The 23,390-nt window shown below is 43.6% G+C and carries 19 protein-coding genes and 1 pseudogene; 10 read left to right on the top strand and 10 right to left on the bottom strand.

Translation table 11 applies throughout. The annotated features are described in order from the left end of the window. The first annotated feature begins 95 nt into the window (after window positions 1–95). Complete coding sequence (locus tag EFB08_RS21160; protein WP_123128967.1) at window positions 96–767, top strand: hypothetical protein; 672 nt, start codon at window positions 96–98, stop codon at window positions 765–767. Beyond that, window positions 760–1,809, top strand: a complete 1,050-nt coding sequence (locus tag EFB08_RS21155) for a hypothetical protein (protein ID WP_123128966.1) — start codon at window positions 760–762, stop codon at window positions 1,807–1,809. Before EFB08_RS21160 ends, EFB08_RS21155 begins: the two co-directional genes overlap by 8 nt. A gap of 410 nt (window positions 1,810–2,219) precedes the next feature. Here the strand turns inward: EFB08_RS21155 and EFB08_RS21150 are convergent, their stop codons facing one another. Further along, on the bottom strand, window positions 2,220–3,374 hold the full coding sequence (locus EFB08_RS21150; protein ID WP_123128965.1) for a competence protein CoiA family protein: 1,155 nt from the start codon (window positions 3,372–3,374) through the stop codon (window positions 2,220–2,222). 73 nt (window positions 3,375–3,447) lie between these two features. Beyond that, window positions 3,448–3,909 carry a hypothetical protein gene (locus EFB08_RS21145; RefSeq protein WP_123128964.1) on the bottom strand — a complete coding sequence of 154 codons (462 nt, stop codon included), beginning with the start codon at window positions 3,907–3,909 and terminating at the stop codon, window positions 3,448–3,450. A 673-nt stretch (window positions 3,910–4,582) separates the two neighbouring features. Here EFB08_RS21145 and EFB08_RS21135 point away from each other — a divergent pair. After that, on the top strand, window positions 4,583–6,244 hold the full coding sequence (locus EFB08_RS21135; RefSeq protein WP_123128962.1) for a hypothetical protein: 1,662 nt from the start codon (window positions 4,583–4,585) through the stop codon (window positions 6,242–6,244). A 643-nt stretch (window positions 6,245–6,887) separates the two neighbouring features. Here EFB08_RS21135 and EFB08_RS21130 read toward each other — a convergent pair. The 3 genes from EFB08_RS21130 to EFB08_RS21120 form a co-directional block, all read right to left on the bottom strand. Then, complete coding sequence (locus EFB08_RS21130) at window positions 6,888–7,685, bottom strand: hypothetical protein (protein WP_123128961.1); 798 nt, start codon at window positions 7,683–7,685, stop codon at window positions 6,888–6,890. An 8-nt stretch (window positions 7,686–7,693) separates the two neighbouring features. Continuing rightward, entirely contained in the window at window positions 7,694–8,815 is a 1,122-nt protein-coding gene (locus EFB08_RS21125) for a hypothetical protein (protein WP_123128960.1), read from the bottom strand. Between the two features lie 122 nt (window positions 8,816–8,937). Then, window positions 8,938–10,287, bottom strand: a complete 1,350-nt coding sequence (locus EFB08_RS21120) for a hypothetical protein (RefSeq protein WP_123128959.1) — start codon at window positions 10,285–10,287, stop codon at window positions 8,938–8,940. Between the two features lie 425 nt (window positions 10,288–10,712). On the opposite strand from EFB08_RS21120, the gene EFB08_RS21115 reads away from it, so the two are divergent. Together EFB08_RS21115 and EFB08_RS21110 are read left to right on the top strand one after the other, a co-directional pair. Next, window positions 10,713–11,141 carry a hypothetical protein gene (locus EFB08_RS21115; protein WP_123128958.1) on the top strand — a complete coding sequence of 143 codons (429 nt, stop codon included), beginning with the start codon at window positions 10,713–10,715 and terminating at the stop codon, window positions 11,139–11,141. A gap of 170 nt (window positions 11,142–11,311) precedes the next feature. After that, the gene (locus EFB08_RS21110; protein ID WP_123128957.1) at window positions 11,312–11,683 is read left to right on the top strand and encodes a hypothetical protein; all 372 of its coding nucleotides are present in this window, start codon (window positions 11,312–11,314) and stop codon (window positions 11,681–11,683) included. A 410-nt stretch (window positions 11,684–12,093) separates the two neighbouring features. On the opposite strand, the gene EFB08_RS21105 is transcribed toward EFB08_RS21110, so the two are convergent. The 3 genes and pseudogenes from EFB08_RS21105 to EFB08_RS21095 all read right to left on the bottom strand — a co-directional run bounded on the left by EFB08_RS21105 (window position 12,094) and on the right by EFB08_RS21095 (window position 15,103). Then, window positions 12,094–12,561 (bottom strand): hypothetical protein, encoded by a 468-nt coding sequence (locus EFB08_RS21105; RefSeq protein WP_123128956.1) that lies wholly within the window; start codon window positions 12,559–12,561, stop codon window positions 12,094–12,096. Window positions 12,562–12,677: 116 nt separating this feature from the next. Beyond that, the gene (locus EFB08_RS21100; protein WP_123128955.1) at window positions 12,678–14,114 is read right to left on the bottom strand and encodes a phage integrase SAM-like domain-containing protein; all 1,437 of its coding nucleotides are present in this window, start codon (window positions 14,112–14,114) and stop codon (window positions 12,678–12,680) included. Window positions 14,115–14,862: 748 nt separating this feature from the next. Then, window positions 14,863–15,103, bottom strand: a pseudogene (locus EFB08_RS21095) (winged helix-turn-helix transcriptional regulator). A gap of 227 nt (window positions 15,104–15,330) precedes the next feature. Between EFB08_RS21095 and EFB08_RS21090 the strand changes: the two are divergent. The 5 genes from EFB08_RS21090 (at window position 15,331) to EFB08_RS21070 (ending at window position 20,810) form a co-directional block, all read left to right on the top strand. Further along, complete coding sequence (locus EFB08_RS21090) at window positions 15,331–16,644, top strand: NtaA/DmoA family FMN-dependent monooxygenase (protein WP_227006430.1); 1,314 nt, start codon at window positions 15,331–15,333, stop codon at window positions 16,642–16,644. Between the two features lie 5 nt (window positions 16,645–16,649). Beyond that, complete coding sequence (locus tag EFB08_RS21085; protein ID WP_123128953.1) at window positions 16,650–17,684, top strand: NAD(P)H-dependent flavin oxidoreductase; 1,035 nt, start codon at window positions 16,650–16,652, stop codon at window positions 17,682–17,684. Between the two features lie 164 nt (window positions 17,685–17,848). After that, on the top strand, window positions 17,849–18,271 hold the full coding sequence (locus tag EFB08_RS21080) for an organic hydroperoxide resistance protein (protein WP_123128952.1): 423 nt from the start codon (window positions 17,849–17,851) through the stop codon (window positions 18,269–18,271). Window positions 18,272–18,295: 24 nt separating this feature from the next. Continuing rightward, entirely contained in the window at window positions 18,296–19,639 is a 1,344-nt protein-coding gene (locus EFB08_RS21075; RefSeq protein WP_123128951.1) for an NtaA/DmoA family FMN-dependent monooxygenase, read from the top strand. A 148-nt stretch (window positions 19,640–19,787) separates the two neighbouring features. After that, the gene (locus tag EFB08_RS21070; protein ID WP_123128950.1) at window positions 19,788–20,810 is read left to right on the top strand and encodes a zinc-binding dehydrogenase; all 1,023 of its coding nucleotides are present in this window, start codon (window positions 19,788–19,790) and stop codon (window positions 20,808–20,810) included. A 249-nt stretch (window positions 20,811–21,059) separates the two neighbouring features. Here EFB08_RS21070 and EFB08_RS21065 read toward each other — a convergent pair whose 3' ends face one another. Beyond that, window positions 21,060–22,076: a ketopantoate reductase family protein gene (locus EFB08_RS21065; RefSeq protein ID WP_123128949.1), complete on the bottom strand. Its 1,017-nt coding sequence runs from the start codon at window positions 22,074–22,076 to the stop codon at window positions 21,060–21,062. 299 nt (window positions 22,077–22,375) lie between these two features. Then, window positions 22,376–23,389, bottom strand: a complete 1,014-nt coding sequence (locus EFB08_RS21060) for an LLM class flavin-dependent oxidoreductase (protein ID WP_123128948.1) — start codon at window positions 23,387–23,389, stop codon at window positions 22,376–22,378. Between the last annotated feature and the right edge of the window lies 1 nt (window position 23,390).

Here is a 23,390-nt window from a genome sequence, read left to right as displayed (position 1 = left end):
AAATAGTACAAAGAAGTCTATACATTGAATTTTTGGGCAGTCCTTTGAACAAACCGTTTAAAACCTCCGCCCACTTGTAAACATGCGACTTACCTTTGCAAAAGGCAATCACAACCGACATCCCTAAAGGCATTTTAAAAGAAGGAAAACCCTTCTGCTGGTATTGTATTGGCCAAACTTTACCAATAAATAATTTAATAAAACATCAATTGAAAATTCGGATTCCATTAAAATTCAACCTAGACGAGCATCTGTTAAAGTACCCACCGGAGAAGGGGGAGATAAAGAACCTGGACAAGGACAGGCTCCTATACGCCGTAGGCCTGCCCATCACCATAAGGGCAAACAACAAAGACCTACGCACGTGGAGCGGGTGGGTGCCAGTGAACGCAAAGACCCTCATGGCGGTGATTGGAAACGGCTACAAAGGCTCCCTTGATTACTTTGTAAGAACGGGGGTGCTTGAAACAGCCAACAATCAGTACATAGTCGGGGCGCAGTCCACCCTGTACCGGCACACGGAACCTTACAGAGGCGATTACAGACTGGTTGAATTAGGAAGGAAGTTCAAGGCGAAGCTCGCCAAGGCAAAACGGAAGGAAATGGCGGAGTTGTTCACAAAGCCTGAGTACAGCAAGCTACAACACCTGTACGACTGGTTTGGAAAGGGCAAATTGGAACTGGACATAGAGGCGGTAAGGGAATACCTAAACAACACCCTTCTGAAAGGGAAGGCTAAGGGAAAACGACCTTTTCCAAGTGCGTAAAAAGACGGCGAGGATAAGCCAAAAGAACAAGACTGGCAAAGGGGACAAAGAAAGGCTCTCCACAAGGGATAAGCTTGTAAACAAATACTACAGCACCCTAATGGCGGCAGAGCGGGTGGCCGACAAGGATTATTTCTTCAAGATGGACGACAAGGCCGGAAGGGTGCACACCTCATTGAGTAACCTGAAAAAGGAACTAAGGAACTTCCTCACCTACGACGGTAAAAGATTAGTTGAGGTTGACATAAAGAACTCGCAGCCGTTTTTCAGCCTAGCCCTGTTCAACAAGGCCTTTTTCTCCTCAGAAGGGAAGATGCGGCGGAAAAATCTTGACACAAATTCTATATCATACTCTAATAACATTATGGAATATCTACAAAGGGTGGACACAATATCTTTCAAGGGAATGTCTTTACAGCATGTTTTCCAACATACCCTCTATGAAGGTCTGCACCAAACGTCTTCTCTCGTTATGGTTTACAGTATGATAGAAGAGATTGTTAGTAAAGACATTAGCCATTACAGAGAAATTGTGTTGGAAGGAATCTATGAGCACCTTTTAGTAAAGTACATTGAGAATACAGGCAGAGTGGACATGGACAGGAATGACATGAAGAAAGTAATGTTCACCATCCTGTTCTCCATGAATGAGGAGGGAGGAAAAACAGATGAATCTTTCAAGGATATGAAAATCCGGCAGCAAAGGGAGATGGCCAAAGACACATTCAGAAGCTGTTTCCCAAAGGTGATGGAGGTGTTTGAGTTCTTCAAGGAAGACAACTACCGGCTTCTGGCTTGCCTTCTCCAATCCATAGAAGCCCACGTGGTATTGGATAAAATCTGCGGAAGGATAAAGAGGGAACGCCCAGGGACACCAATTTTCACCCTCCATGATTCCATTATGACCACAGTGGGGAATGAGACCTATTTGAAACAAATTATAAAGGAAGAGTGCCTAAAGCACATTGGGGTAAAGCCCTCGTTGGATGTGAATCTGCTTCACCCAGATAATCTTATTATGCCGCAGAGGTTAGCCGCATAAAATAATTTAATAGCCCTGTTTTAGCCCGTTCACAGGCTTGTTCTTATTAGGGAATCATTAGGACACTGAAAGCAGAAAGGTCTTTGACGGGGCTAATACAGGTGCAAAACAAGGTGCCAAAGGTGGGTTCCCCAAGTCTGTTGTTCACCGCAGGTTGCTTCATTGATTATAAGGGGAATAGCCATTCTTAAAAATGAAATATTAGCCTGTTATAGCCTTTAAAATCTTTTAGACTTGCTATGTTGTGCCGTCTTTAAGAAGAAGTGGGCTGTAACAGACTAAAATGAGGGTAAGACGGGCTTGGAGGAATAGTTAAGGAGGTATAAATTGAAAAGCAAGAATTGGAAGTGCAGAGGCCTTCCTGTTTTCTTATTGCGTGTGCAATAAATTTTTAAATTTAAAAAATAGGCTTAAGTGACTACTCCTGTATCATTTCTGAACCTGCATATTGAGTGATAGTGGCTCTCGTAATTTATTTTAAATAAGTCTTCGTTGTATCTGCATCTTGTACAATGTCCATAGACAGGATTGAAGTGCAACACCTTTAGCATTATCAGTTCATCTATTAGTTGTTTACACCTTACCCGTTCTTCGTGAGGGAGGTTTTTGAAATCATTATGGCTTGGGGTTACTTGTTTCCTTTTGCCATTTAATTCTATCCATTCCCCTTGGAGAGGATTTCCATGAATTTCCCCATCCCATGCTTCTCCCTCCTTAATGGCTATCTTACCCATATTATGGGAGTTTACATTATCTCTTAAGCTTTCCTTTTTATGTTTTAAAAGAGGACATTTAAGGAATAATCCCTCTGGATTACTTAGTTCGAATATTTCATACTTCCTGCTTAGCTGATAATCAAATAATTGGATCGCGGAATTGGTAGTAGTTGGCTTCTTTTTTAATACTGAATTCTCCAAATGCTTTATTTTCTCTAACCGTCCTTGTGCCTCCTCCTTGTAATGCCTGAATCTAAAATCTAAAGTAGGATTTGTAAGCCAATATTTTGCCTTGGTAGTACCAAGCAGGGCTTCTTTTATTGAATCCCGACTCTGCTCAAAGCCCCCTAAGTCTATCTCAATGCAGGAAACACCCGAGCTAATCAAAATATCCTTCTTGCCCTCCTCTACAAAATGTGTTTTGGCGAACTCAATGTAAATGGGTTTGTTTTTGACTACCCCTATAGCGTCTGGGATAATAAAGCGGTTTTGGTGGGCTACACGCTTCTCAAGTAAAACCGCATCAAATGAAAAGAATTGCCCTGAAAGGCATAGGGAGCGGTCATTTTCTGGGGCGTAGTCATAGTGGAAGTCAGGAAGGTGGATTCCCTTCAATTCTAACAGCACCTCCTTCGCCAGCAAATGAATCGCTGTTTCAACTGCACCCTTGCACTCCCTGTCGGAGGCGTGGGCAAAATGAGGGATTCTGATGTTGGTTGCCTTGTTTTTGGCTATTAGTGCAAAAGAGCAATTTGGGCAATAACAGCCACAGTCTAAACCGTTTGCTACCTCTGAAATATGCCTAAGTTTGCCGTCCCCACCTAGGCCATAGAATAAATTTTCTCCCATAGTAAGAGGGTTGCAGGCAGAGTGGTTGTAAACTATTTAAAATGGTGAGTTAATTTATTAAATTATTTAATGACTAAAGAATTTTACTGATAACGAAGTTCGTGCCTTTAATAAAGGTCACCCCATTCTTTTCCTCATATGAAAAGCCCTTGCTTTCCTCTTCCTTGGCTTTTTCTGCAGTCTGTTGCTTGGACCTTTCCCTTTCATTGTAAGCGTTAAGAACGGCAATAGCAGCGTTCCTCTTGTTTTGGCGCAGGGTTTCGTAGTAATCCAGATAAGCTAACACCTGTAGGAAGTTAAGAGCCTTTAAGTAAAGTCCCCCAGGATGAATTAATTTCCAGTATAAGTAGTGCATACCGCCTTTGATTTCAAGCTTGGCGCCTTCCTGTAAGTACCTTTCATAGAGCAAACTAGTGTAGTTAGTGGCTTCGTAAGGGTCTTTGGCCTCTACTTTCAGGAATATTTCAGACTCCTTAGTCTTAAAATGTTTATTGTAGGCTCTAACACGAAGTGGAATGTTATAGGGCTTTCTCATTTAGTGGTTATCTATCTTTCTTAGTTAAATTTATTGAAGTCCATCTGAAGCTGATAAAATGTGGTAATAGTGTAACTACATAAAGGAAGTAGGAGGGTAATTGGATTATGTAGCTACATCTTCTTGGGAATTTTGGTTTAGGGTTTTATCGCTTATTTTAATAGGTGTAGGATGAAGTAACGGAGTGGAAAAGGTAGTGTAATAGTGCTGTCTAAAATGTAGTTCGTTTTATGTGCTGGTAATTTGTAGGATTAAGTAATATGTTGTGATGGATGTAGGTGTAGACTCTATAAGTGTTTTGTTTTTGAAAAATAAGATACAGGTTAAAGACAGAGTGGGGTTGTGTATTTTTATTAGGATTAACTATAAATATGAGCTAGTAATTAGTTTTTATTGGTATTTTATGTATTTTTTTGTTGCACAATTTAAACAAAATACATATTCTGTTAAAATACTTGAAAAAACCTTCTTTCACTTGTAATCACTCGTTTTACCTTTGTACTATAAAAAAAAGTTAAGGTTTATGTGTTTAAAATGTAAAGTAAAAGATGAGTTTAAATTTAAAGTCAATTAAGGTTAAAATTAGGTCTCCAATATTGTTAAATGTATTCGCAGATATTGAAGTATTAAAAATTAAATTATGTAAATAAAATCTTTATAGAATATTGATAAAATGAAAAAGAGTAATAATTTATACGCAACATTAAAGTGCCTACGTTTTGATAATAATTTTTTGTATGATAGTTTCAGTATAAGGCCAGTTCCATTGGCTTTTGACCCTGATGAGATTCTTTCATTGGAATTCCCAGAAGGATATGGTGACCTAGAGAGAGATAAGATTGTATTTATTGTCTCCGCCTTTTATACTGTTCCTGCAAGAGATAAAGGGGCGATTAAATGGGAAAACTTCATCAATGTCTATCCCTATATCATCAGATTGGTTCCTGACTGTGTCGGCTATCTAGACATGTTGGTGCGACACAATGTGTTATTCTCTTCAGAGCAATGGCACTTCGGAAGATGTCCAAAACATGGTTTCGCATTTACTGAGGAGTACGAGGCCCCTGGCTTTAAGGTAGAATATCTTAGAGTTACAGAATTCATAGATCAGATAATGTTAAATGAATTTAAGAGGCTGAATGGGATGAACCTTTACCCACAGCTCAGCAACTTCTACATCAATGGGAAACTGACCATAGACTTTGATGCGTATCATGAATACTTGGCAAATGGCTGGGATCCTAGGGCTTCCGAAGTTAGTTTTATGGATAGGGGAGCGAACTTGAATATTCTTGCTTTAAACACAAAACTATTTAAGGCTTTTGATTTGAATACTCATAGGTACCTTTTCTCCTTGGATCCCAAAACTAGGTTGGTTTCTACTACATTAATGGATTTGCCTAAGGATGCGAGGCAATTTGTCAGGTATGCTGGAAATTATCTCAGCGAAGTCAAGGTCTGCGAATTGACCAATGTGGTGTTCACTGCTTTACTTGATGCCGGTAAATGGGGCTTTGATGATGAGTTCTACGTTTATCTTAAGGCTTTAGCGAACAAGAAAAGAGGTGGAAAAACTAGGACTGTTCAAGGCATTCCCCTTTTAAGTGGTATGCACTCAAAGCTTTCTTTTAATGAATACCGTTTGTTGTACTCCCACAGTATTGCGAAAGCAAAGTCATCCAAGCTTAAAAAGCCGAAGAATAATTTGATGAACGTAGGCTCCTTGCAGTTAGATGGGAATGAAAGCCTGTTGGCTCTACTGTATGACACTTCCCTTACGCCTAATATAGCAAGATCACTAATTAAATTATTTAATAAAAAGATCAATGGAGAGGAGTATATGGAAGTGACTAAGTTCCGAAACGTTGTTTCAAAGGGTGGCCTGTTTAATTGTCTTTTTGATGCCTTAAGAGTGCTTTCACCCGAATCATCCAATGTGCAAGTGAGGGAATCACTTGGTCATGTGATTTACGGGAAAGGCTATAAAAGCACACAACAGTTGGCGATGATTAAGGCCTTCAAAGGTGTTTTCCCAACGATTCACACTTTTGTTAAATTACTTAACAAAATGACTAATGGGAATTGTGTGGGCTTACTTGAGCAGATGGAAGGAAAGTTTATTTTAGATTCTATTTGCCACCGTATCAACAACAAAGCCTCCAATCTTCCCCTCTCACCTCTACGACATGGGGTTGTTACAACGGGGGGAAATGAGGATTATGTAGCTCTCATGATAAGAGAAGAGGTGCAGACTTCGTTTGAATTACCTTGTTCAATCAAGGTAATCCCCTGGGGACCTGCAAAACCTAAAGATAGTTATGCAATGGCCGCATAGGGGTTAATATGTAAAAGTAGGGTTTTAGACCCACCAAGAGGCTTTACTTTATAGGTGTGTTGACCCATAAATTAACGGAGAACGTTCATTAGTTGGAATAAAACACACAGAAAACAGCTAGAGAGTAGATGCATATAAATAAGTTTATTCATTTATGTTCTTTTTGTTTCTATATGGCTGATAAGGTGATGAAGGAGTTTTAAATTTAAAGTTTAGCAGTAGGGGGCATTGGGTCCCCCTACTGCTTATTAAATTATTTTATGTGGTAACCTCTGCTCCTATTCCTCTACAGCCACTAGGCTTTCAATTTAAGTTGCACGAAACTTCAATATAGGTAAGCAATTCACTATCCACTGTTTCAATTCTTACTTGTATTACACTTAATAACAAATTTAGAATGTAGCGTGGGCTTTCTGTTGCTCATTCATTAGGAATTATGATATTTTGTGGTCACACCTTTGAAAAGCTTAAATATGGGTATATGGATATGACAAGCTCTTAAGGAGGTTTGAGCGTTTTCTATTTAAAGGAGCGTAGGGAGGGGCGTTTTATGGATTTAAATTATTTACAAATGATTATTCCGGTGAAATTTCCTGTAAAATAGTTTTAGCGTCTTCTTATTTTCTGCAATTTAACCCTATATTTAATTCCCCCTTCTTGGGAGTCTTCTTCTGGGAGTAGGTAAAGGTATATTAATAGGGTCAGCCATTACAAGCGTCCTATAGAATGATATAGATTTAGCCTTTGCAGATTCAATTTTTCCCGGCATCGGTATCATCAACTTTTCAGAACTCTCTCCAATTTTTGTCATGACAAATCCAATCTCATCTTTGAAATCTTCATCAGAATATAATCTAACTTCACTCAAAGGTGGAAGTTGTAGGGAAGAAATCTCAAGCAATCCAAGTTCCTTGGCAGTGAACTTTCCATATTTAATAATTTTAAAATTTCCTTGCAAATAAGGCTTTTCATAAACAATAATTTCTCCCTCTTCAAATTCATTCATATTAGGTCGTATGATGACTTTATTTATTTTAGAAAAATCCTCACTACATCCTAACTCCGTGAAAATATCTGCACAGTCTTTAGATAAAAATTTAATTGTTCCATTTTCAAATGAGTTGCATCCTGTATCAAATTCAAAAGTAACTTGAACATCTTTTGAAATCTTTACTGACAAAATTTTAATATTTTCTTCTACTGGAAAATCTCCTATATTATTTAGTGTAAATGCTTCACCAGTGAAGTTTTTTCCAGTGAAAAAAGTGGCTTGAAAATCATCAAATTCCTCATTTTTTTTTAATGTTGCATTTGTGCTCAATTTCGTAATGACTAATTTAGAGTTTTGTCTAGGGGATTTTTTTTGAGCAAATACATTGCTTAGTAGGATATTAAAGGAAAACAAAAATACAACAATTTTAATTATTAGTAATTTAGCCATAATAATAACTAATTAATATTGATTGAAATTGGTTGAATAATTGTAAAAGCATATATATCACCGGCATCATTTCTCACAAAGGTCAAATTTCCATTAATAACATTGCCTTGAAAGGTTCCAGAAAAACTTACACGACATTTTGGCTGGTTATTAGCACTTGAACGAAATACGATATTTATTCTGCCACCTTCACCAGAAGCTGTTTCGCCACGATATGAGTGGCGGTTTATAGGGATTGAAGGAGTTGAACAAGAAGTTAAAAGCGATTCTTTAAAGTCCGCAATTAGAACAGCATTTACTATCTGCCTAATTCCTTTATTGTAATCAACAGTAAGTATAATATTAGAAAATTGTGCTTTGTATCGACAAATTGAAGCATGTCCGTATTGCACCTCACTACTATTTGCTGCTTGAGAAGACAACTTTACAGTGCAATTCAAATTTCTAATTTGCAATAAGTTAGATTCTAAATTTTCAGCCTGAATAGTTACTTTTTCGTATTCAGCTTTTAATTTATTTTTATGCCGATTAGTTTCAATTTTAAGATTTGAAAGAGCAGGTATAACAGTAGTTTCAAGCTCTAACCAATTCCATTGAAAATACCTGCCAAATTCAGGCAGGCCAAAAAGTCTTGAATTAAAGTCTTGTAAAACCTTTATTGCCTTTGAAGATGCATCCAATAATTTAAGGGTCTTATCTAATTTTTTTTGCAGAAAAATCGAAGATTTTCGCGCCTCCTTCAAATCAGCCAAATATTTATTCCCTTGGACAAGAAGCTGATTCTGTGTATTACAATTAACACCTGTTATATTTATAAAGTATTTGGATTTATCAAAGTCCGTAGGTAATGGAGCGGACTTAATCAGTTTAGCTGCTTTATCAAAATTTTGAGTTACTTTTAGCCAATCTTCTGAAAAATTATTTGGAGTCCTGCCTTCTTCAATATCTTTTGCTGCACCGATAAGCTTTTGCAAATCATCATTAGATTCTTGTGCTTGTTCAATAGCATCAAGGGCCTCCTCTGCTAATTTCCAATACTGAGCATTAGCAGCATTTCTAAAAAATAAAATAAATAATAATAAAAGAAGAGGTCTCAAGTACATTGTGCTTTCTTTTTTTGAGAATACCATCTAAGATGCATTTTTTTACATATTTAGCTTGACTTTCACATTCTAACTTAATGTTATTAATTACAGGCTAGACTAATTTTATTTTACACCCTCACTTTTATATCTCTGGGGAGGTAAAATCTTTAGTCAAGCCTATATTCGTAAGTTGTGCTATTTTGAGATGGAATTTTAGCTTTTAAATTAATATTCACATCAGGCCTTGATTCTCCTACATTTATTGCATAATCATTATTTCCAATTTTTAAATTTAGAATTGCACCAGTACAGTCACTAGGTACTTTGAAAGTAAAGCTTTGCGCTTTGATTTCACCTAAATTTATCTCTTCTGGTTTTGGTAATTTTTGTACAATGTATTCAGTTCCACAAAACCGCCAATAAGTAGAGCGACTTGAAGATTTAAATGTTGCTACTGCTGTTTTGCCATCTTGACCCACCACGTAATTCATGTTTTCAACAAATGCACATGACTTGTCTAATTCTTTAATTAGGTCTTGAATAAGGTTTTTTATTCTCCCTCTACTTTTTTCTACCATCCCCCTCACTTGTGGAGCTGCTCCTTCACAAACGGGAGCAACTACATTTTTTAGTATCCTATCATCGCCATCAACTTTTAAGTACATTGTGTTATTAGCTCCTTCATTCTGTCCATCTCCAAAGGGCACAGCACAACCATTACATCCTTTTTCATGTAGTTCGGGAGTAGATAAATAGACGCATTTAGGCCCTACCTCAATCAGTTTAATTTCAGGCTTATCCAAGACTAATGTTGCCTTTGCATTACGACTTGGTGGGAGGTTTATAAAAGTTGAATTATAGCTAAAACCTTTATATCCGCCAGCGGTAATATGAAAATTAGCTAAACCAGTTTTTGGGTTTCTTATAATTGTAAAAGTTTTTGTTCCATTAGGAGCTATTACACCCACAATCTTCGCTGTTTTTTTTCCGTTTGACAGAATTGTTGTTCCGTTATGAAGTTCCCCAACTAATTGAAGGGACTTAGTTGCGCCTGGGGGGGGGTTGTATTTTAAGTAAATCCTTAAGTCGTTTTTAGCTTCATCTTCTACCCACCCATAAATTCCAATTTTATCTGAATTGCATGTTTTAATGCAGTTTATCCACGCATCATATGAAATGGGAGATGTAATTATTCTAAGCTCCTCATGGGACTTATTCATACTCCATTTCTCATCCACTTGACTAAAATAAGCCTGACGCTTAAGTTGGAAATCTGACCAATCTGCGGAGAGGCTTATCATATCATCCACTATAGGGATGCCCAATTTAAACCCTCCAGAGCTTTTATATTGCTCATAGTTTTCCTTGCTAAGAATACTAAGAAATGTTTTGATTTGGTTTTCCGTTTGAGTTATTTGTATTCTATCCTTATTAAGTGCAATATCACAGTTGCATTCCTGTGCCTTAGCATTTAAGAAAATAATTAAAATGGCTATTGAAAATAAGAATTTTTTCATAAAAATTAAGTTTAAAATTCATGAAATTAGCATTATACCTACAGTAATTCTACAGAATATTCTGTAACCAAAAGGGAATTGAATATAATAATCTAGTTAAATTTCCTATAAATAGTCCTAAAATTCTTATATAAAGTTTCTGCTTTTACCTTAGGTTAGGTTACCTTAAGGTACTATTTTACTTTTATATGTCAAATAAAACTTAAAAAAATTACAACAAGTGCCTAAAATAGGGTTGAGGTTCCATTTTTCAAGTCCACTCTCAACTAAGGTCACAACATAAAATCAAGAATAATACTTCTCCTTCTTATAAGTGATATAACTGGTTATAATCATTCATGTAGTGGTAAAATTGACAATTCAGATCATTTAAATGATTTATATTCAAAGAGACCGGCAGGAGGCTTCATACCCCCTTCACCTACATGAAGCGCGAGGCCAAGCAGTTCATCACGTGGGGGAAGGAAAGAAGGAAACTGGTGAGCCTAGATATCAAAAACTCGCAGCCCTACCTTCTTCTCGGGCTTTTGCATGGCAAATTGTACGGTCTGGACAGCGGATTTGTGGAGGCGTTAAATGATTTAAGGAAAAGCGGGAAGGAAATGCCCTCGCTTGCCGACCTAAAATCAGATTTAAAATTATTTAACGGTTCAGTGAACAGCTTTTTGGGTAGGTTAACTATGATAAACGACATTACCTCTACTAAGAAGTCTTCCTCTAAGGCTGTATCTATGTCTTTCAACGCCCCTTTCTCCCTCAAATGCCTACACAATGACTACTTGAAGGTCATAGAACATATCTTCCTTAGAAGTTCTACATCTAGGTCCTACGACATATCTTCTTCCATAATGTAGTAGAAATGTTCAGTTATTGCTTAGAAAACATTGATTCCAGCGTTTCAGAGGAGATTTCTAGGTATCGGCAGGGGGTAACGGAAGGTACCTTTTACCCCTTCCTCAAGGAGAGGTTTGAAGAGGAACTTGGCATAAGGTACTTTGACATGAAAACCTTTAAGTAAGACCTTATGGCGGTGTTCTACTCAAAGGTGAACGGCGGTCCCTACATAAAGGAAAGGAAGAAAATTTTCGCCAGGCATTTCCCAACCGTGGCCGCTTTCCTTGATTTGCTGAAAGGGAAGAACTTCCTCGGGGAAGACAGCCACACCTTGCCGGTGGTCCTGCTACAGCGTCTGGAATCGCATCTGATGCTGGACAGGATAGGCAAGCGCATTGCCGCATGGAACCCTAACTGCCCCATGTTCTTCATACATGACAATTTGGTGGTTCTGGAAGGGTATGAGGCCTTTGCGGAAACCATAATCAAAGAGGAGATGAAAAAGTGCATTGGCATTGCACCTGTGGTGGCGGTGGAGCCTTGGACAAGCAAAGCGGCCTAAAATCTCTGTTGTAAAAGCAAGTGAGATCAAGCTGTTTTAGCCCTTCATTTCTCCTTTCCTTCCCGTGATAGGGCAAAAGGACGAAGTGCGCCATTACCGCCCAATACAGGGGCAAAATAGCTATTCTGGGAAGCACAAGTAAGAAGGTTTGGATAAACTGGTATGCAAAGGGCGTTCCAACTCAACTGCGTATGGAAAGCCTTTATTTGAATAGTATTTCACCCCATTTTAACAAGGCAGAGGGAAGGAAATATTTAAATTAAAAATACCTGTTTTAGACGTTTAAAGCGACTATGTCTTTTTGGCCATGCTTGACAGCTCTTTATCAAGTAATTGGCTTGAACGACTTGAAAAAGATATAAAATGGCTAGATCTTTAGGTTCATTGATATCCGTTAAATAGTTTAACGGCTACATAATTTTACTCAGGACGAAGTTTGTGCCTTTAATGAATGTCACACCTTCGCGCTCTTCAAGTGAAAAACCTTTGCTTTCCTCTTTTGTGGCTTTCTCTTGTTCTTTCTCAATCTGTTTGGCTTTGGCCTCTTCATTCATCTTCATGATGATGGCCTTTGCCCCATTAATCTTGTTCTGCCTTAGGGTGTCGTAGTACTCCAGATAGGCCAACACCTGTAGGAAATTCAGGGCTCTGAAGTACATACCCCCCGGATGGATTAACTTCCTGTAGAAAAAGTACATTCCGCCCTTTACTTCCAGTATCGCCCCTTCCCTTAGGTATCTTTCATACAGTAAACTGGTGTAATTGGTGCCCTCGCCAGGGTCTGTTGCATGCTCTATAAGGAAGATTTCAGCCTCACTGTTCTTAAACTGCCTGTTATAGGCTTTTATCCGAAGTGGATTGTTATAGGGCTTTCTCATTTAGTGGTGGTCTATCTTTCTTAGTTGAATTTATTAAAGGCTACCTAATGCTGATAAAATGTGATAATAGTGTAACTACATAAAGGGGGAGGAGGGGATTGTCATTTATTATGTGGTTACACCTTTTGAAAGGTTTTTATATTAAGGTTGTTCACTGCTAGAAGAATGTCTTCTGTATCAAGGGCTATGTACTTTTTCAGCTCTGCATTACTTTTTGAACCCATCATTTTCAATATCATCACTTCCGGTAACCTCAACTCCTTGTATACCCAACTTACCCATCCACGTCTATTAGAATGGGAGCTTATCATTTCGTGTTTGTGGAAATGAAAGATGTACTGTTCCTCAAGTTTGTAACGGTAAATGGTATACTTTTTCTGGTGGAGTCCATGTTTCCTGTAGAATTCTTGCAAAACTTCCTTTATCCGCCTGTTGTATTCTACGTCACTCATTACGTTGTGGAAGGTGTAATTGTACTTGATAAGAAGTTCTTCAATTCTTGGGTCAAGGGCTAATGGTATTTGGTAGGTCTGCCTGTACCTTGATTTTTTTGTCTTGCCGGTAAGGACTTTCTGCCCGTTCACCGAAATGACTTTAAGCCCTCCTTTAAAAATGACATCTGAGAAGCGTAGACCTGTGAGATTCTGGAAAACGCAAACGTCAATCACCCTTTCAAAAGCTTTTTCCCTAGACTCTCGGTAGGTCTTGTACTCCCAAAGCAATTCTAGTTCTGCTCTTGTCAAGTAAGCATCTTCTATTTGCTTTTCCTCTGTCAAAACCCTGAACGTCTTATATTGCCGGTTTGCCTCTATTCCTTTGTAAAGGCTACACCAGTTTAAAAAGGTTTTCAATCGCTTCACATTGTTGCCAAAACTATTGTTGAATAAGTTGTGGTCTGATTCATGCATCAGCCACTTGGCATACCTATCGTAGAATTTTAGGTCAAAATTGTCAAATGATAATGTGGTGCCGGTCTTTTCAGAGAACTCCAAGATTAATTTGAGCCAACTTTTTCTCTGTGTCTTAGTTCTCTGTGTTAGGTTGGTGCTTGTTTCAATCCACTCCTCCACCAGATTTTTAAATTTAAAATTTTTTAGGAGTGGCTCCTTTATATGGCTGTTTTCAATTAGCCCATCTGGAAAAACTTTTGCTTCTGCCTTTGCCATGCTCCTTTTAACAGTCAAAGGTGTAAAATGGGTAGGGTAGGATGTTTGAGAGCTTGCTTCAACTTCATTCACAAGACAAGGGAGAGGCTTTTCAACTAGGCTTTGAAGGAATGCTTGTTTTACTACTTCCCTTTCAGGGGTAACACCCTTCAACTCCAATTCTCTTGCTACTTCTATAACCCTGTTTTTAATGAGTGTGATTTTGAAGTTAATAGTCTGGTACAATGGATGAGTAGGAAGTACCACTTGCCTTTTCTTGTCGAATTGCTCTGGTTGTACGGAATGGGAGACACCAACGGGGAAGAAGACGCCGTTATGAAAGTATCTTACATTGATAGGGCAGACACCAGATTTGTTCTTTGCTTGTAGATATGCTTGTACTGTCATTGTTACTGATTAGGTTGCATATTTCGTGCGTTCTAATCAGTATTCATAATCAGTAAGTGCCTAACAACAGGTTTGAAAAGGGCCTTTCCAACCGGCATTTTGCATTTATTTTATCAGTAGGTGCTTGGTTCGATTCCAAGTGGGCCCACATTGAAGATCAAGCACTTACATCCATAAATCGGGGTAAGTGCTTTTTTGTTTCCAAACGGTTTGCACACAATTTGTTGTGTTTAGTTCATCTAAGGACTCTGAAGGTTGGGACGTTACAGTAAGCAAAGCTATTTTAATGCCCTTCCATTCTCCTTGATTATGTTTTCCTTCCTTCTTTTCCAAAAGGGTGCTGAGGTGCTACAGGAGGGCTTCCAGAAGAAGCATACGGAGGGCCGTTACTTATCCTTCTAGTTTAACCGTCAAAGGGTAGTATTTGCTAACCACTATCGAACAATCTTCAGGCCCACAGGCAAGTTGCTGAATACCATAACTTATAAAAGGAATCTCTGCTTTGGCTTTGTATGTTAACAAAAATTCCATGATGGGATAGTGGTTTTTCTCAGCTTTACATAAAGGCAGTTGTAGGTTTGATGAATTCGTTCTTCGTTTTACAGGACCTCCGTTCTAAAAAAAATTCTTAAACCGGTATAGAAGCTTTGTTCCTGTGGCATAGGTAACAGGCTTGCTTACTTTCCGGGATATCCCAAAGGGGAGGGCATGGCCAAATGTTTTTTTTGAAGAGGCGGCTCCCTTCCAGTTACCCTGCGCTGAAAATTCTCTCTCGGTGATTCAGGCCCCAATGCTTCAAGTCCTGGATGATGGGAGTCAAAGTATCGGCATAGGTTTCCGGTTTGTACAGGATCTTAACCGGGTAATCATCCAGCACCACCCTTTTGATCAGCTTGCTGCTCTAAGTCTTTGAGTTCCTTGGCCAGCACCTTGGTAGTAATCCCGGGGATACCCTCCTGTATATAAGTGACCCGCTCGTAACCCGTCATCACGGATACGATGATGGGTAATTTCAATTTGCCGTTTATCACCTCTTTTGCGTCCCGCACCGGCTTTACCGTGTCAAGGCAGGACAGGTATCCCATTTTATTAGCCATAAGTCTGTGCTGGTAGTTATTTCGCTTTCCTTTAGGAAAACACTATCAAAAGGAAAGTAAATAACAGTAATTTTGCAACAGATCCTATTAAACAGATCATTTTACACATGGATAAAAATATGCTTATCGGTCTTTCTTATGGAGGTGGCTACGGGTCATTGCCGGGAGCCTGGCGTATGCCGGGAGTAGACCCTAAAAGTTATGCGGATTTTGACATAGTGGTAAAGCATGCGCAGGCAGCCGAACGCGGTAAATTGCACTTTCTGTTTTTGCCTGATGGATTCGGTAAATTAGAAGACATCGAAAACGCACCACCTATAATGACCCTTGACGTGATGCTTACGCTGGGGGCCATCGCACGGGAGACTAAACATATTGGGCTACTCGCCACAGGTTCCACCACTTTCAATGAGCCCTACAACTTGGCAAGGCAATTCAAAGCCCTGGATGTGATGAGCCACGGCAGGGCGGGTTGGAACGCCATTACATCAAGCACTAATGATGCAGCCGCAAATTATGGAGTGACAATCCCTTCAAGCGAGGTACGCTATGGCCGTGCCCACGAGGCTGTACAGTTGGTTCAGGCGCTTTGGGGCAGCTGGGGAAGGGATGCCTGGGTGCACAACCAAGAAAGCGGTGAGTTCACGAAAAAGGGCCAGATTCTCCCCATTAACCTGCAAGGCAAGTATGTCGGCGCCCGCGGACCGCTGTACACCCCGCCATCGGAGCAGGGCCAGCCGATTATCGTTCACGCCGGGGGAAGCCCCAATGCCCACGAATTGGCAGGTCGTTTTGCCAGTGTAGTCATTGGATCAACATTTACCATCGAGGATGCCCGCGCACAGCGCAATGCATTCAGAGAAGCCGCCAAACGTTACGGCCGTGACCCCGACGAGATCAAATTTTTTGCGGGTGTAATGACCACGATTGCCAAAGACAGACGTACCGCCCTGGACCGTAGAATCCAGTTGACGGAGAGAGAGTTTCCGCAAAGGGTTGCGTACCTGCAAAGCATGCTGGGTATACGACTAAACGTCAATCAACTAGACAAACCGCTCACCAAAGAACAGCTTAGTGCTGCCCGCCCATCCCCTTACGATCCCCGGTCGGCCAATGCGCTGAAAATTGCAAAGGAAGGCTGGAGTCTGCGGGACATCCTGGCGCACGGTGTTATTGATTACCATCCGGTCATTGTTGGTCCGGGTGCGGAGGCAGCCGACCACATGCAGGCTTGGTTTGAGGCAGGGGCCGCCGACGGGTTCTGGATTTCAACCGATGTCTACGCTGATGGGATTGACGCCTTTGTGGATGAAGTAGTCCCGATTCTACAGGAGCGCGGTTTGTTCCATCAAGATTACGAAGGAAAGACTTTGCGGGAGAATTTGGGGGTACCCGATCAGTATGGCATTGATCCTCGCAATGATAAAAACTAAAATAAATGAATAAAAAGAACCGCATAACGGAAATCCTAGGAATTGAGTACCCAATCATTCAAGGGGCTATGTCATGGATAACGAATGCTGAACTAGTGGCGGCAGTTAGCAATGCAGGGGGATTAGGAATGTTAGGTCCTCACGCAGGGCATAACACAAATCCAAAATCGTTTGAGGAAATTGTTGATCGATTAAGGAAAGAAATTCATAAAGTCAAACTCTTGACTGATAAGCCTTTTGCTGTACCTGTAGTACTTACTAACGATTTAAGCACTATTGATAAAATAGCAGATTTGTTGATTGAGGAAGGTGTAAAAGCAGTACTTATAAATGGTATAGATAATTTTGACTTTGAGCCTTTAGTTAAAAAGTTTAAGGTCCATGATATCAAAATAATCTACCGTTCACTGAACCCGAGCATAGAGAATGCTACATATGCAGAACAATTAGGAGTAGATATTCTTGTAGCCACCGGATTTGATGAAGGAGGTACCGTTCCTGATAAAGTAATTGGCACGTTTTCAATAGTACCAATGATTTCAGATGCTGTAAGTATTCCTGTTATGGCCGCAGGTGGGATTGCAGACGTTCGTGGTGTGCGTGCTGCGTTTGCATTGGGTGCTGAAGGCGTGTTCGCAGGGACAGTTTTCATTGCCACAACAGAAAATCCTGCTGCTGAAAATGTTAAACACCTTTTAGTAGATCACACGGCAAGTGACTTATTACTTTTTAGAACGAATCCAGCCTATTACCGCTCTATTCCGACACCTTATAGCCAAGAACTTTTGGCAATGGATGAGCGTGGACAGACCCGCAATGAAATTGCCGATAAAATGTACAGCGAGCAAGGGCTGAAAGTAGGAATGTTAGACGGTAATTTAGAAAAAGGATATATCACTGTAGGAAATGGGGTTTCCTATATAAAAAGTATCCGGTCGGTAAAAGAAATAATAGACGATTTAATGCAGGACTTTAAACGGTTATCGACTGAATCAAAACAGGTAGTGCAGGAAAGAAACAACAGAAGTCTGACGTTTTGACGAAGCGTGATCTTCATGGGTTGGGCTTGTGCCTGTTAGCATGAGACCCTGCGTTATTTACATGGCGGGGCCCCTTAAGAGACCCCATGGGGACAAGAAGAAGGGTTAGTGGTAGCTGTACCAGGTAAACAAATTACAATTTTTAAACACTAACTGAAATAATAATGAAAGCAATTTATACAGCCGCAGCAACGGCAACAGGCGGCAGAAATGGTCATGTAAAATCAGATAACGGAGTTTTGGACATACAGGTTAGAACACCTAAAGCAATGGGTGGTGCTAATGATGATTACACCAACCCGGAACAATTGTTTGCAGCAGGTTATTCCGCTTGCTTTGATAGTGCCTTGAACCATGTAATCAGGCAAGAGAAGGTAAAGACAGGCGAGACTTCGGTGACGGCAAAAGTATCCATAGGTTCAATTGAAAATGGTGCATTTGGATTGTCAGTAGAACTGGCAGTAAATATTCCGAATGTATCACTCGAAGAAGCACAGCGGCTAACCGAACGTGCACACCAGGTATGTCCATACTCGAACGCTACCAGAAACAACATCGAGGTAAGCCTTATTACGACGAACAATTGAAGAATTCAGAAATAGCGCTTATCAATGGATGATACAGAAAAGAAGAACAAGCGCATGATCCTGGGTGTGATCCTGGGGAACAATTTTGGTGTGCACGCCGCCACCTGGAAGATGCCTCATGTGGACCCCGGCTCCTACACGAGCATTGATGTTACAGTGGAGCAGGCACGGACAGCGGAAGGAGGGGGACTGCATTTCGTCTTCCTGCCCGATCGTCTCTTTATGTATGGAGATCTGGCCGCGTCACCGCCTATGTTCAGCATGGACCCGATCGTCACACTTTCGGCGTTGGCGCAGGCGACCAAGAGGATTGGGCTGGTGGGCACGTCATCCACTTCCTTCACAGAGCCATACCTGCTGGCCCGTCAGCTCAAGGCCCTTGATGTCATCAGCCGCGGTCGGGCCGGATGGAACGCAGTGCCGAGCTACGAACCCGTTGCTTTCGCCAATTTCGGCAAGGTGCCACCACCCAGGGAGAAGAAATATGAGCGTCTCCACGAAGTGATCCAGGTCGTCCAGGCACTTTGGGGAAGCTGGGGGTATGGGGCCGGCCAGCCCGACCAAGCTGGTAAATTTGCTGATATGGCCTATATACAACCGGTCAACTTGCAAGGCAGACACGTTGGGGCACAGGGCCCGCTTCCCGTGCCACCGTCTGAGCAGGGCCAGCCGGTCATTGTCATGCCAGCCACAACTGGCCTCGGTTTGCAAGCGGCCGCCATGTACGCTAACGTTGTGATCGGAATGCCATTAAGCATTGAGGAAGGCCGTGCACAACGCCAAATGGTGCGACAGGCCGCCGCACAGGCAGGACGGGATCCCGATGAAATTAAGTTCATCGCATTCGCCGGCTTTACCGTGGGAGACACGGAGCGCCAAGCCCTGGACAAGCGTCGCGCGCTCGATGGCCGGATAGACATCCGCGGTCAGCTGTCACGCCTGCCTGCCTACCTCGGCCTGCACCAGGAACTCACCCAGCCCGACGAGCCCCTCACCACGGCGCAGCTCGCTTCCGCCCGGGCGCACCCCCATGACGCCCGATCCATCCGCGCAGTCAAACTTGCAAAAGCAGGATGGTCGCCCCGCGATATCCTCGCCCATGCCGTGTTCGATCCATCTCCTACTGTGGTAGGCACCGCAGAGCAGGTCGCCGACCACCTCGAGGAGTGGTTCGAAGCCGAGGCAGCGGACGGCTTTATGTTAAACTTTGACGACTTCCACACCGGGATTGGAGATTTTGTAGATGGTGTCGTCCCGGTCCTGCGCGAACGCGGCATCTTCCACGACGACTACGAGGAAAAGACCCTGCGCGATCATTTGGGAGTGCCCCCGCAGTACGGACTCGACCCCCGCATCGCCACCAGCTAGACAGGGGCAACCTGCTAGGTTGTCGTGGCCACGGCCCCTGCTCTTGTGAGGGCCGAGCCGGCGGCAGGCCAATTGGCGCCCATTGCGCGTATGTTAGTAGATAGTCCATCACCCAACTTATCAATTACTTTAAACGATTCTTAGTCATATGTCACAAATGAAAGCTCTGGTCATGACGGCCATTGGAGGACCAGAAGTTCTACAGCTACAATCCGTGCCCTGCCCGGTTATCCGGGAGCCGCACGAAATCATGGTTCGGGTGATGGCCGCAGGTGTCAACCCGGCAGATTACCGGGTGCGGAAACGGATGCCGCCCATGGATAAGTGGACCTTACCAGCCGAAGGCCTTATTCTGGGTCTGGAAGGGGCGGGCATCGTCGAAGCCATCGGCTCAGCAGTCACCCGCTTTAAAGTGGGGGACGAAGTGTATTACTGGGATGGCGGATTCATCGGCTCTCCGGGTAATTACGCGCAGTTCAAGGTTCTCAACGAGCATTATATGGCCCGCAAGCCCAGCACCTTGAGCTTTACGGAGGCCGCCGCGCTTCCGGTGGTAGCCATCACGGGCTGGGAAGCCCTTCATACGCACGCCGGGCTCAAGTCGGGAGAATACCTGCTGGTGCAAGGCGGGGCAGGCGGGTTGGGGCACATTGGCATTCAACTCGGGAAGTTGCTAGGTGCCCGGGTGGCCACGACCGTTAGCACCAAAGCGAAAGCAGCGCTTGCGGCAAGCCTAGGCGCAGACCATATTGTCATGTACCGCAGCGAGGAGGTGGCCCCGTCCTTGCAGAAGTGGACCGGAAAGGACGGAGTGGACGTGGTCTACGACACCGTCGGCGATGCCGTATTCAGCCAGAGCGTAGGCCTGCTCACGATGCACGGCCGGCTCGTAACGGCCGCCTACCCAACATCCTGGCCAACAGAAAATATATTTACGACAGCGCTTAAAAACATCCGGGTTTCCTTTGAAGCCATGGCGCACGCCCTTAGCAGCCATGAGGCCAGAGTCAAGCAGACCACCATCCTGGAAACGGTGGCCAAGCTGGTCGATGACGGGCACCTGAAAGTGGTGCTTGACCGAACCTACCCTCTTGCCGAGGCCGGTGAGGCACAGCGGGCGCTCGAAGCAGGGGAAATAAGCGGCCGGATAGCGGTGGAGATTCCGCAATAGCAAGTGAAGCTGTTTTAGTCCGAGCAAAAAACACGGTCCCTAGGGCATTGCCTCTAATTATTCAGCCTCTATGAGCAAACAAAAGGAATTTTGCTTGCTCATAGGGGCTGAATAATTTTTAGTAGTGCATAACCTGTCCAGGTGGTATGTGCAAATCGTAAGGGGCTGTTCGTATGCTTTTCCTGCCAGTCCGAGAGGCAGCCCGATATTATTACCGGGAGGCCTCTGACACTGTTTTGAGTATATTCCCTAGGTCAGGCGGGCGATTAGCTCGCGCAGAGCGGGCATGTCGGCTCCTGTTGCTTCGCCGTGGCCCAGCGCTTCATGAAAAATCGCAATGTCCTGGGCGTTCACCTTGCCGCCGTGGTGATATTTGTTGAAAGCAGAAAAATCGAGCGGAAGGGCCGCTTGTTCCATTTGCTGAAAGCCCTCCAGGACCCCTTCGGCAGAGGTCTGCTCGCTGGCGGCGAGGCCCGCCGCCCCGAAGACGGGCAGCCGTTGGTACTCCCGCATGGCGTTTACGCCCAGCTGCCACATCGCATCGGCCGGGTCAACGTCGGCCATGGTGGGCCAGCCCATCAGCCCGGTGGTCAACATGACGGTGAGCATTGCCGGAGCTAGTTTGATGTCGATGGCCGGCTGAACGATGCACCGAGAAACACCGTCCTGGGTGCACAGGGCCACAAACGCCTGGGTTACCTGCGGGGCGTTGTCAGCCACCGCAAACTCAAACGGCGTCGTGTGGCGGTAGCCGTAGTCGGCTTGCGCCAGCAGGTCTGGCCGCACGCCAGGGTGAAGCGGCAGCGGCAGAGCAGCGGGCACCTCGTGGGTGAGCACCCCCGGGTGGCCGAAAATGACCTGGCTATCCGCCAGCCCGGACCGTTCCAAGAACCAGGTGTTCAAATCTAGGCCGACGCTCAGCAGCACTATTCCCGTCGGCGTGTTGCGATAGGCCTGGCCAAGCGCATCTACCAGGCGCTGGCCGGCTTCCGCCTGCAAAGCCGCCCCGTCGAGCGTGACGAGCACGAGGTCGAACGAAGTACCGGCCAGTTGGGTGGGGTCAGTCAGCACCTGGTAGTCGGCAAAGGTGTGGAGCTGGTGGTCGTCGTAGGAGTAAAGCACCTGCGGCCTGTCCAATTGCTCCTGGCGGTGCGGCCTAACCAGGAAGGTAACGGCAGTGCCGTTTGAGCTAAAGTAGGAACCGGCGCTAATGCCCGTTGAGCCAGCGCCTACGATTAATATGGAGGCGGGATTTGAAGTATCCATGATAAGGAAGGAGTTTAGAGAAAAGGAGGCCGAAAAGCCGGAACGCATCCGCTATCGCAGCTACCCATACATATTCGACAGACGTCTTTAAATAAAGGCATAGTATTTTCCTAAAGGATAATACTATGCAAAAGATAGTGATTCGGGTTAATTGGCAAACTGCTTAGGAGTTACCCTGTCTAACAGGAATTATCAATAGGTTAAAAGATAAAATTTAACTCAGCATAACAAAAATCATAGGATGGCTGAGAGTGCCTTGTGATTTCCAAGACTCTGAAATCACAAGGCACTCTTCTTTTTTACCTTTCTTCGTTTATCTCCTTCATGATTTCTGCAAACAGCCTGGCGGATTTGATGCGGGATTCATGGCTGTACATGGTGGATACAGCTATAAGCTCTTTTACTTGGGTTTGGCTGAGAAAAGCTTTCAACTGTTTTTTCACGGTTTCCTTACTTCCTACAAAGGAATACTTCAGCATCTGGTGCAGGGAAGGATGCTGGAACATCTCCTTCAGGTCCTCGGTATATTCTGTAGGCGGATGCAGTGGATCTCTGGCTCCGGTGAACACGCCCACAAACATCCTGATCAGGCTAGTGAACAGCCTTTCCGCCTCCTCGTCGGTGTCTGCGATATAGACATTTACCCCCGCCATGGTATAGGGCCGTTCCAAAGATTCAGAGGGCTGGAACTCCCGGCGGTAGATCTCCAAAGCCGGTAGCAGGTGCGTGGAGGCGAAGTGGCTGGCGAACGCGTAAGGCAGTCCCTTCTTTGCCGCCAAGTGGGCGCTGTCGGTGCTGGAACCCAACATGTAGAGCGGCACGTCAGTGCCTTCCGCCACACTGGCCCTTACTGTTGCCTTCTTGTTTTCCGGGGAGAAGTACTGCTGGATTCTGGCCACCTCCTGCGGGAACCGTTGCGCCAACTGCATAAAGTCCGACCGGATCGCCTGGGCTGTGGCCTGGTCCGTGCCGGGAGCCCTGCCAAGGCCCAGGTCAATGCGGCTGGGGTACAGATGGGCTAGGGTGCCGAATTGCTCGGCCACAATCAAAGGGGAGTGGTTGGGCAGCATGATACCCCCTGAGCCGACCCTGATGGATGTGGTGTTCTCGGCCACGTACCCGATCAGCAGGGAGGTGGCGCTGCTGGCGATGCTGTCTGAGTTATGGTGCTCGGCGAACCAGATGCGCTTGTAGTCATTCGCCTCCGCTTCTTTCGCCAGCGCCAGTGAATCGTTCAGGGTCTGCTTGATGGTGTTTCCCTGGGAGACGATGGCCAGCTCTAAAATGGAGTAGGCTGTTTTATTAGTATCCATG

This window comes from Rufibacter latericius (assembly GCF_003721515.1).
Lineage (GTDB): Bacteria > Bacteroidota > Bacteroidia > Cytophagales > Hymenobacteraceae > Nibribacter > Nibribacter latericius.
Note: the sequence above shows the minus strand (reverse complement) of the source record. Positions and strands in the feature narration are given on the sequence as shown.

Bases quoted from the DNA above. Each gene is read 5' to 3' on its own strand.
- EFB08_RS21150 (WP_123128965.1), bottom strand. From the start codon at position 3,374: ATGGGAGAAAATTTATTCTATGGCCTAGGTGGGGACGGCAAACTTAGG.
- EFB08_RS21145 (WP_123128964.1), bottom strand. From the start codon at position 3,909: ATGAGAAAGCCCTATAACATTCCACTTCGTGTTAGAGCCTACAATAAA.
- EFB08_RS21135 (WP_123128962.1), top strand. From the start codon at position 4,583: ATGAAAAAGAGTAATAATTTATACGCAACATTAAAGTGCCTACGTTTT.
- EFB08_RS21130 (WP_123128961.1), bottom strand. From the start codon at position 7,685: ATGGCTAAATTACTAATAATTAAAATTGTTGTATTTTTGTTTTCCTTT.
- EFB08_RS21125 (WP_123128960.1), bottom strand. From the start codon at position 8,815: ATGGTATTCTCAAAAAAAGAAAGCACAATGTACTTGAGACCTCTTCTT.
- EFB08_RS21120 (WP_123128959.1), bottom strand. From the start codon at position 10,287: ATGAAAAAATTCTTATTTTCAATAGCCATTTTAATTATTTTCTTAAAT.
- EFB08_RS21115 (WP_123128958.1), top strand. From the start codon at position 10,713: ATGAAGCGCGAGGCCAAGCAGTTCATCACGTGGGGGAAGGAAAGAAGG.
- EFB08_RS21110 (WP_123128957.1), top strand. From the start codon at position 11,312: ATGGCGGTGTTCTACTCAAAGGTGAACGGCGGTCCCTACATAAAGGAA.
- EFB08_RS21105 (WP_123128956.1), bottom strand. From the start codon at position 12,561: ATGAGAAAGCCCTATAACAATCCACTTCGGATAAAAGCCTATAACAGG.
- EFB08_RS21100 (WP_123128955.1), bottom strand. From the start codon at position 14,114: ATGACAGTACAAGCATATCTACAAGCAAAGAACAAATCTGGTGTCTGC.
- EFB08_RS21090 (WP_227006430.1), top strand. From the start codon at position 15,331: ATGCTTATCGGTCTTTCTTATGGAGGTGGCTACGGGTCATTGCCGGGA.
- EFB08_RS21085 (WP_123128953.1), top strand. From the start codon at position 16,650: ATGAATAAAAAGAACCGCATAACGGAAATCCTAGGAATTGAGTACCCA.
- EFB08_RS21080 (WP_123128952.1), top strand. From the start codon at position 17,849: ATGAAAGCAATTTATACAGCCGCAGCAACGGCAACAGGCGGCAGAAAT.
- EFB08_RS21075 (WP_123128951.1), top strand. From the start codon at position 18,296: ATGGATGATACAGAAAAGAAGAACAAGCGCATGATCCTGGGTGTGATC.
- EFB08_RS21070 (WP_123128950.1), top strand. From the start codon at position 19,788: ATGTCACAAATGAAAGCTCTGGTCATGACGGCCATTGGAGGACCAGAA.
- EFB08_RS21065 (WP_123128949.1), bottom strand. From the start codon at position 22,076: ATGGATACTTCAAATCCCGCCTCCATATTAATCGTAGGCGCTGGCTCA.
- EFB08_RS21060 (WP_123128948.1), bottom strand. From the start codon at position 23,389: ATGGATACTAATAAAACAGCCTACTCCATTTTAGAGCTGGCCATCGTC.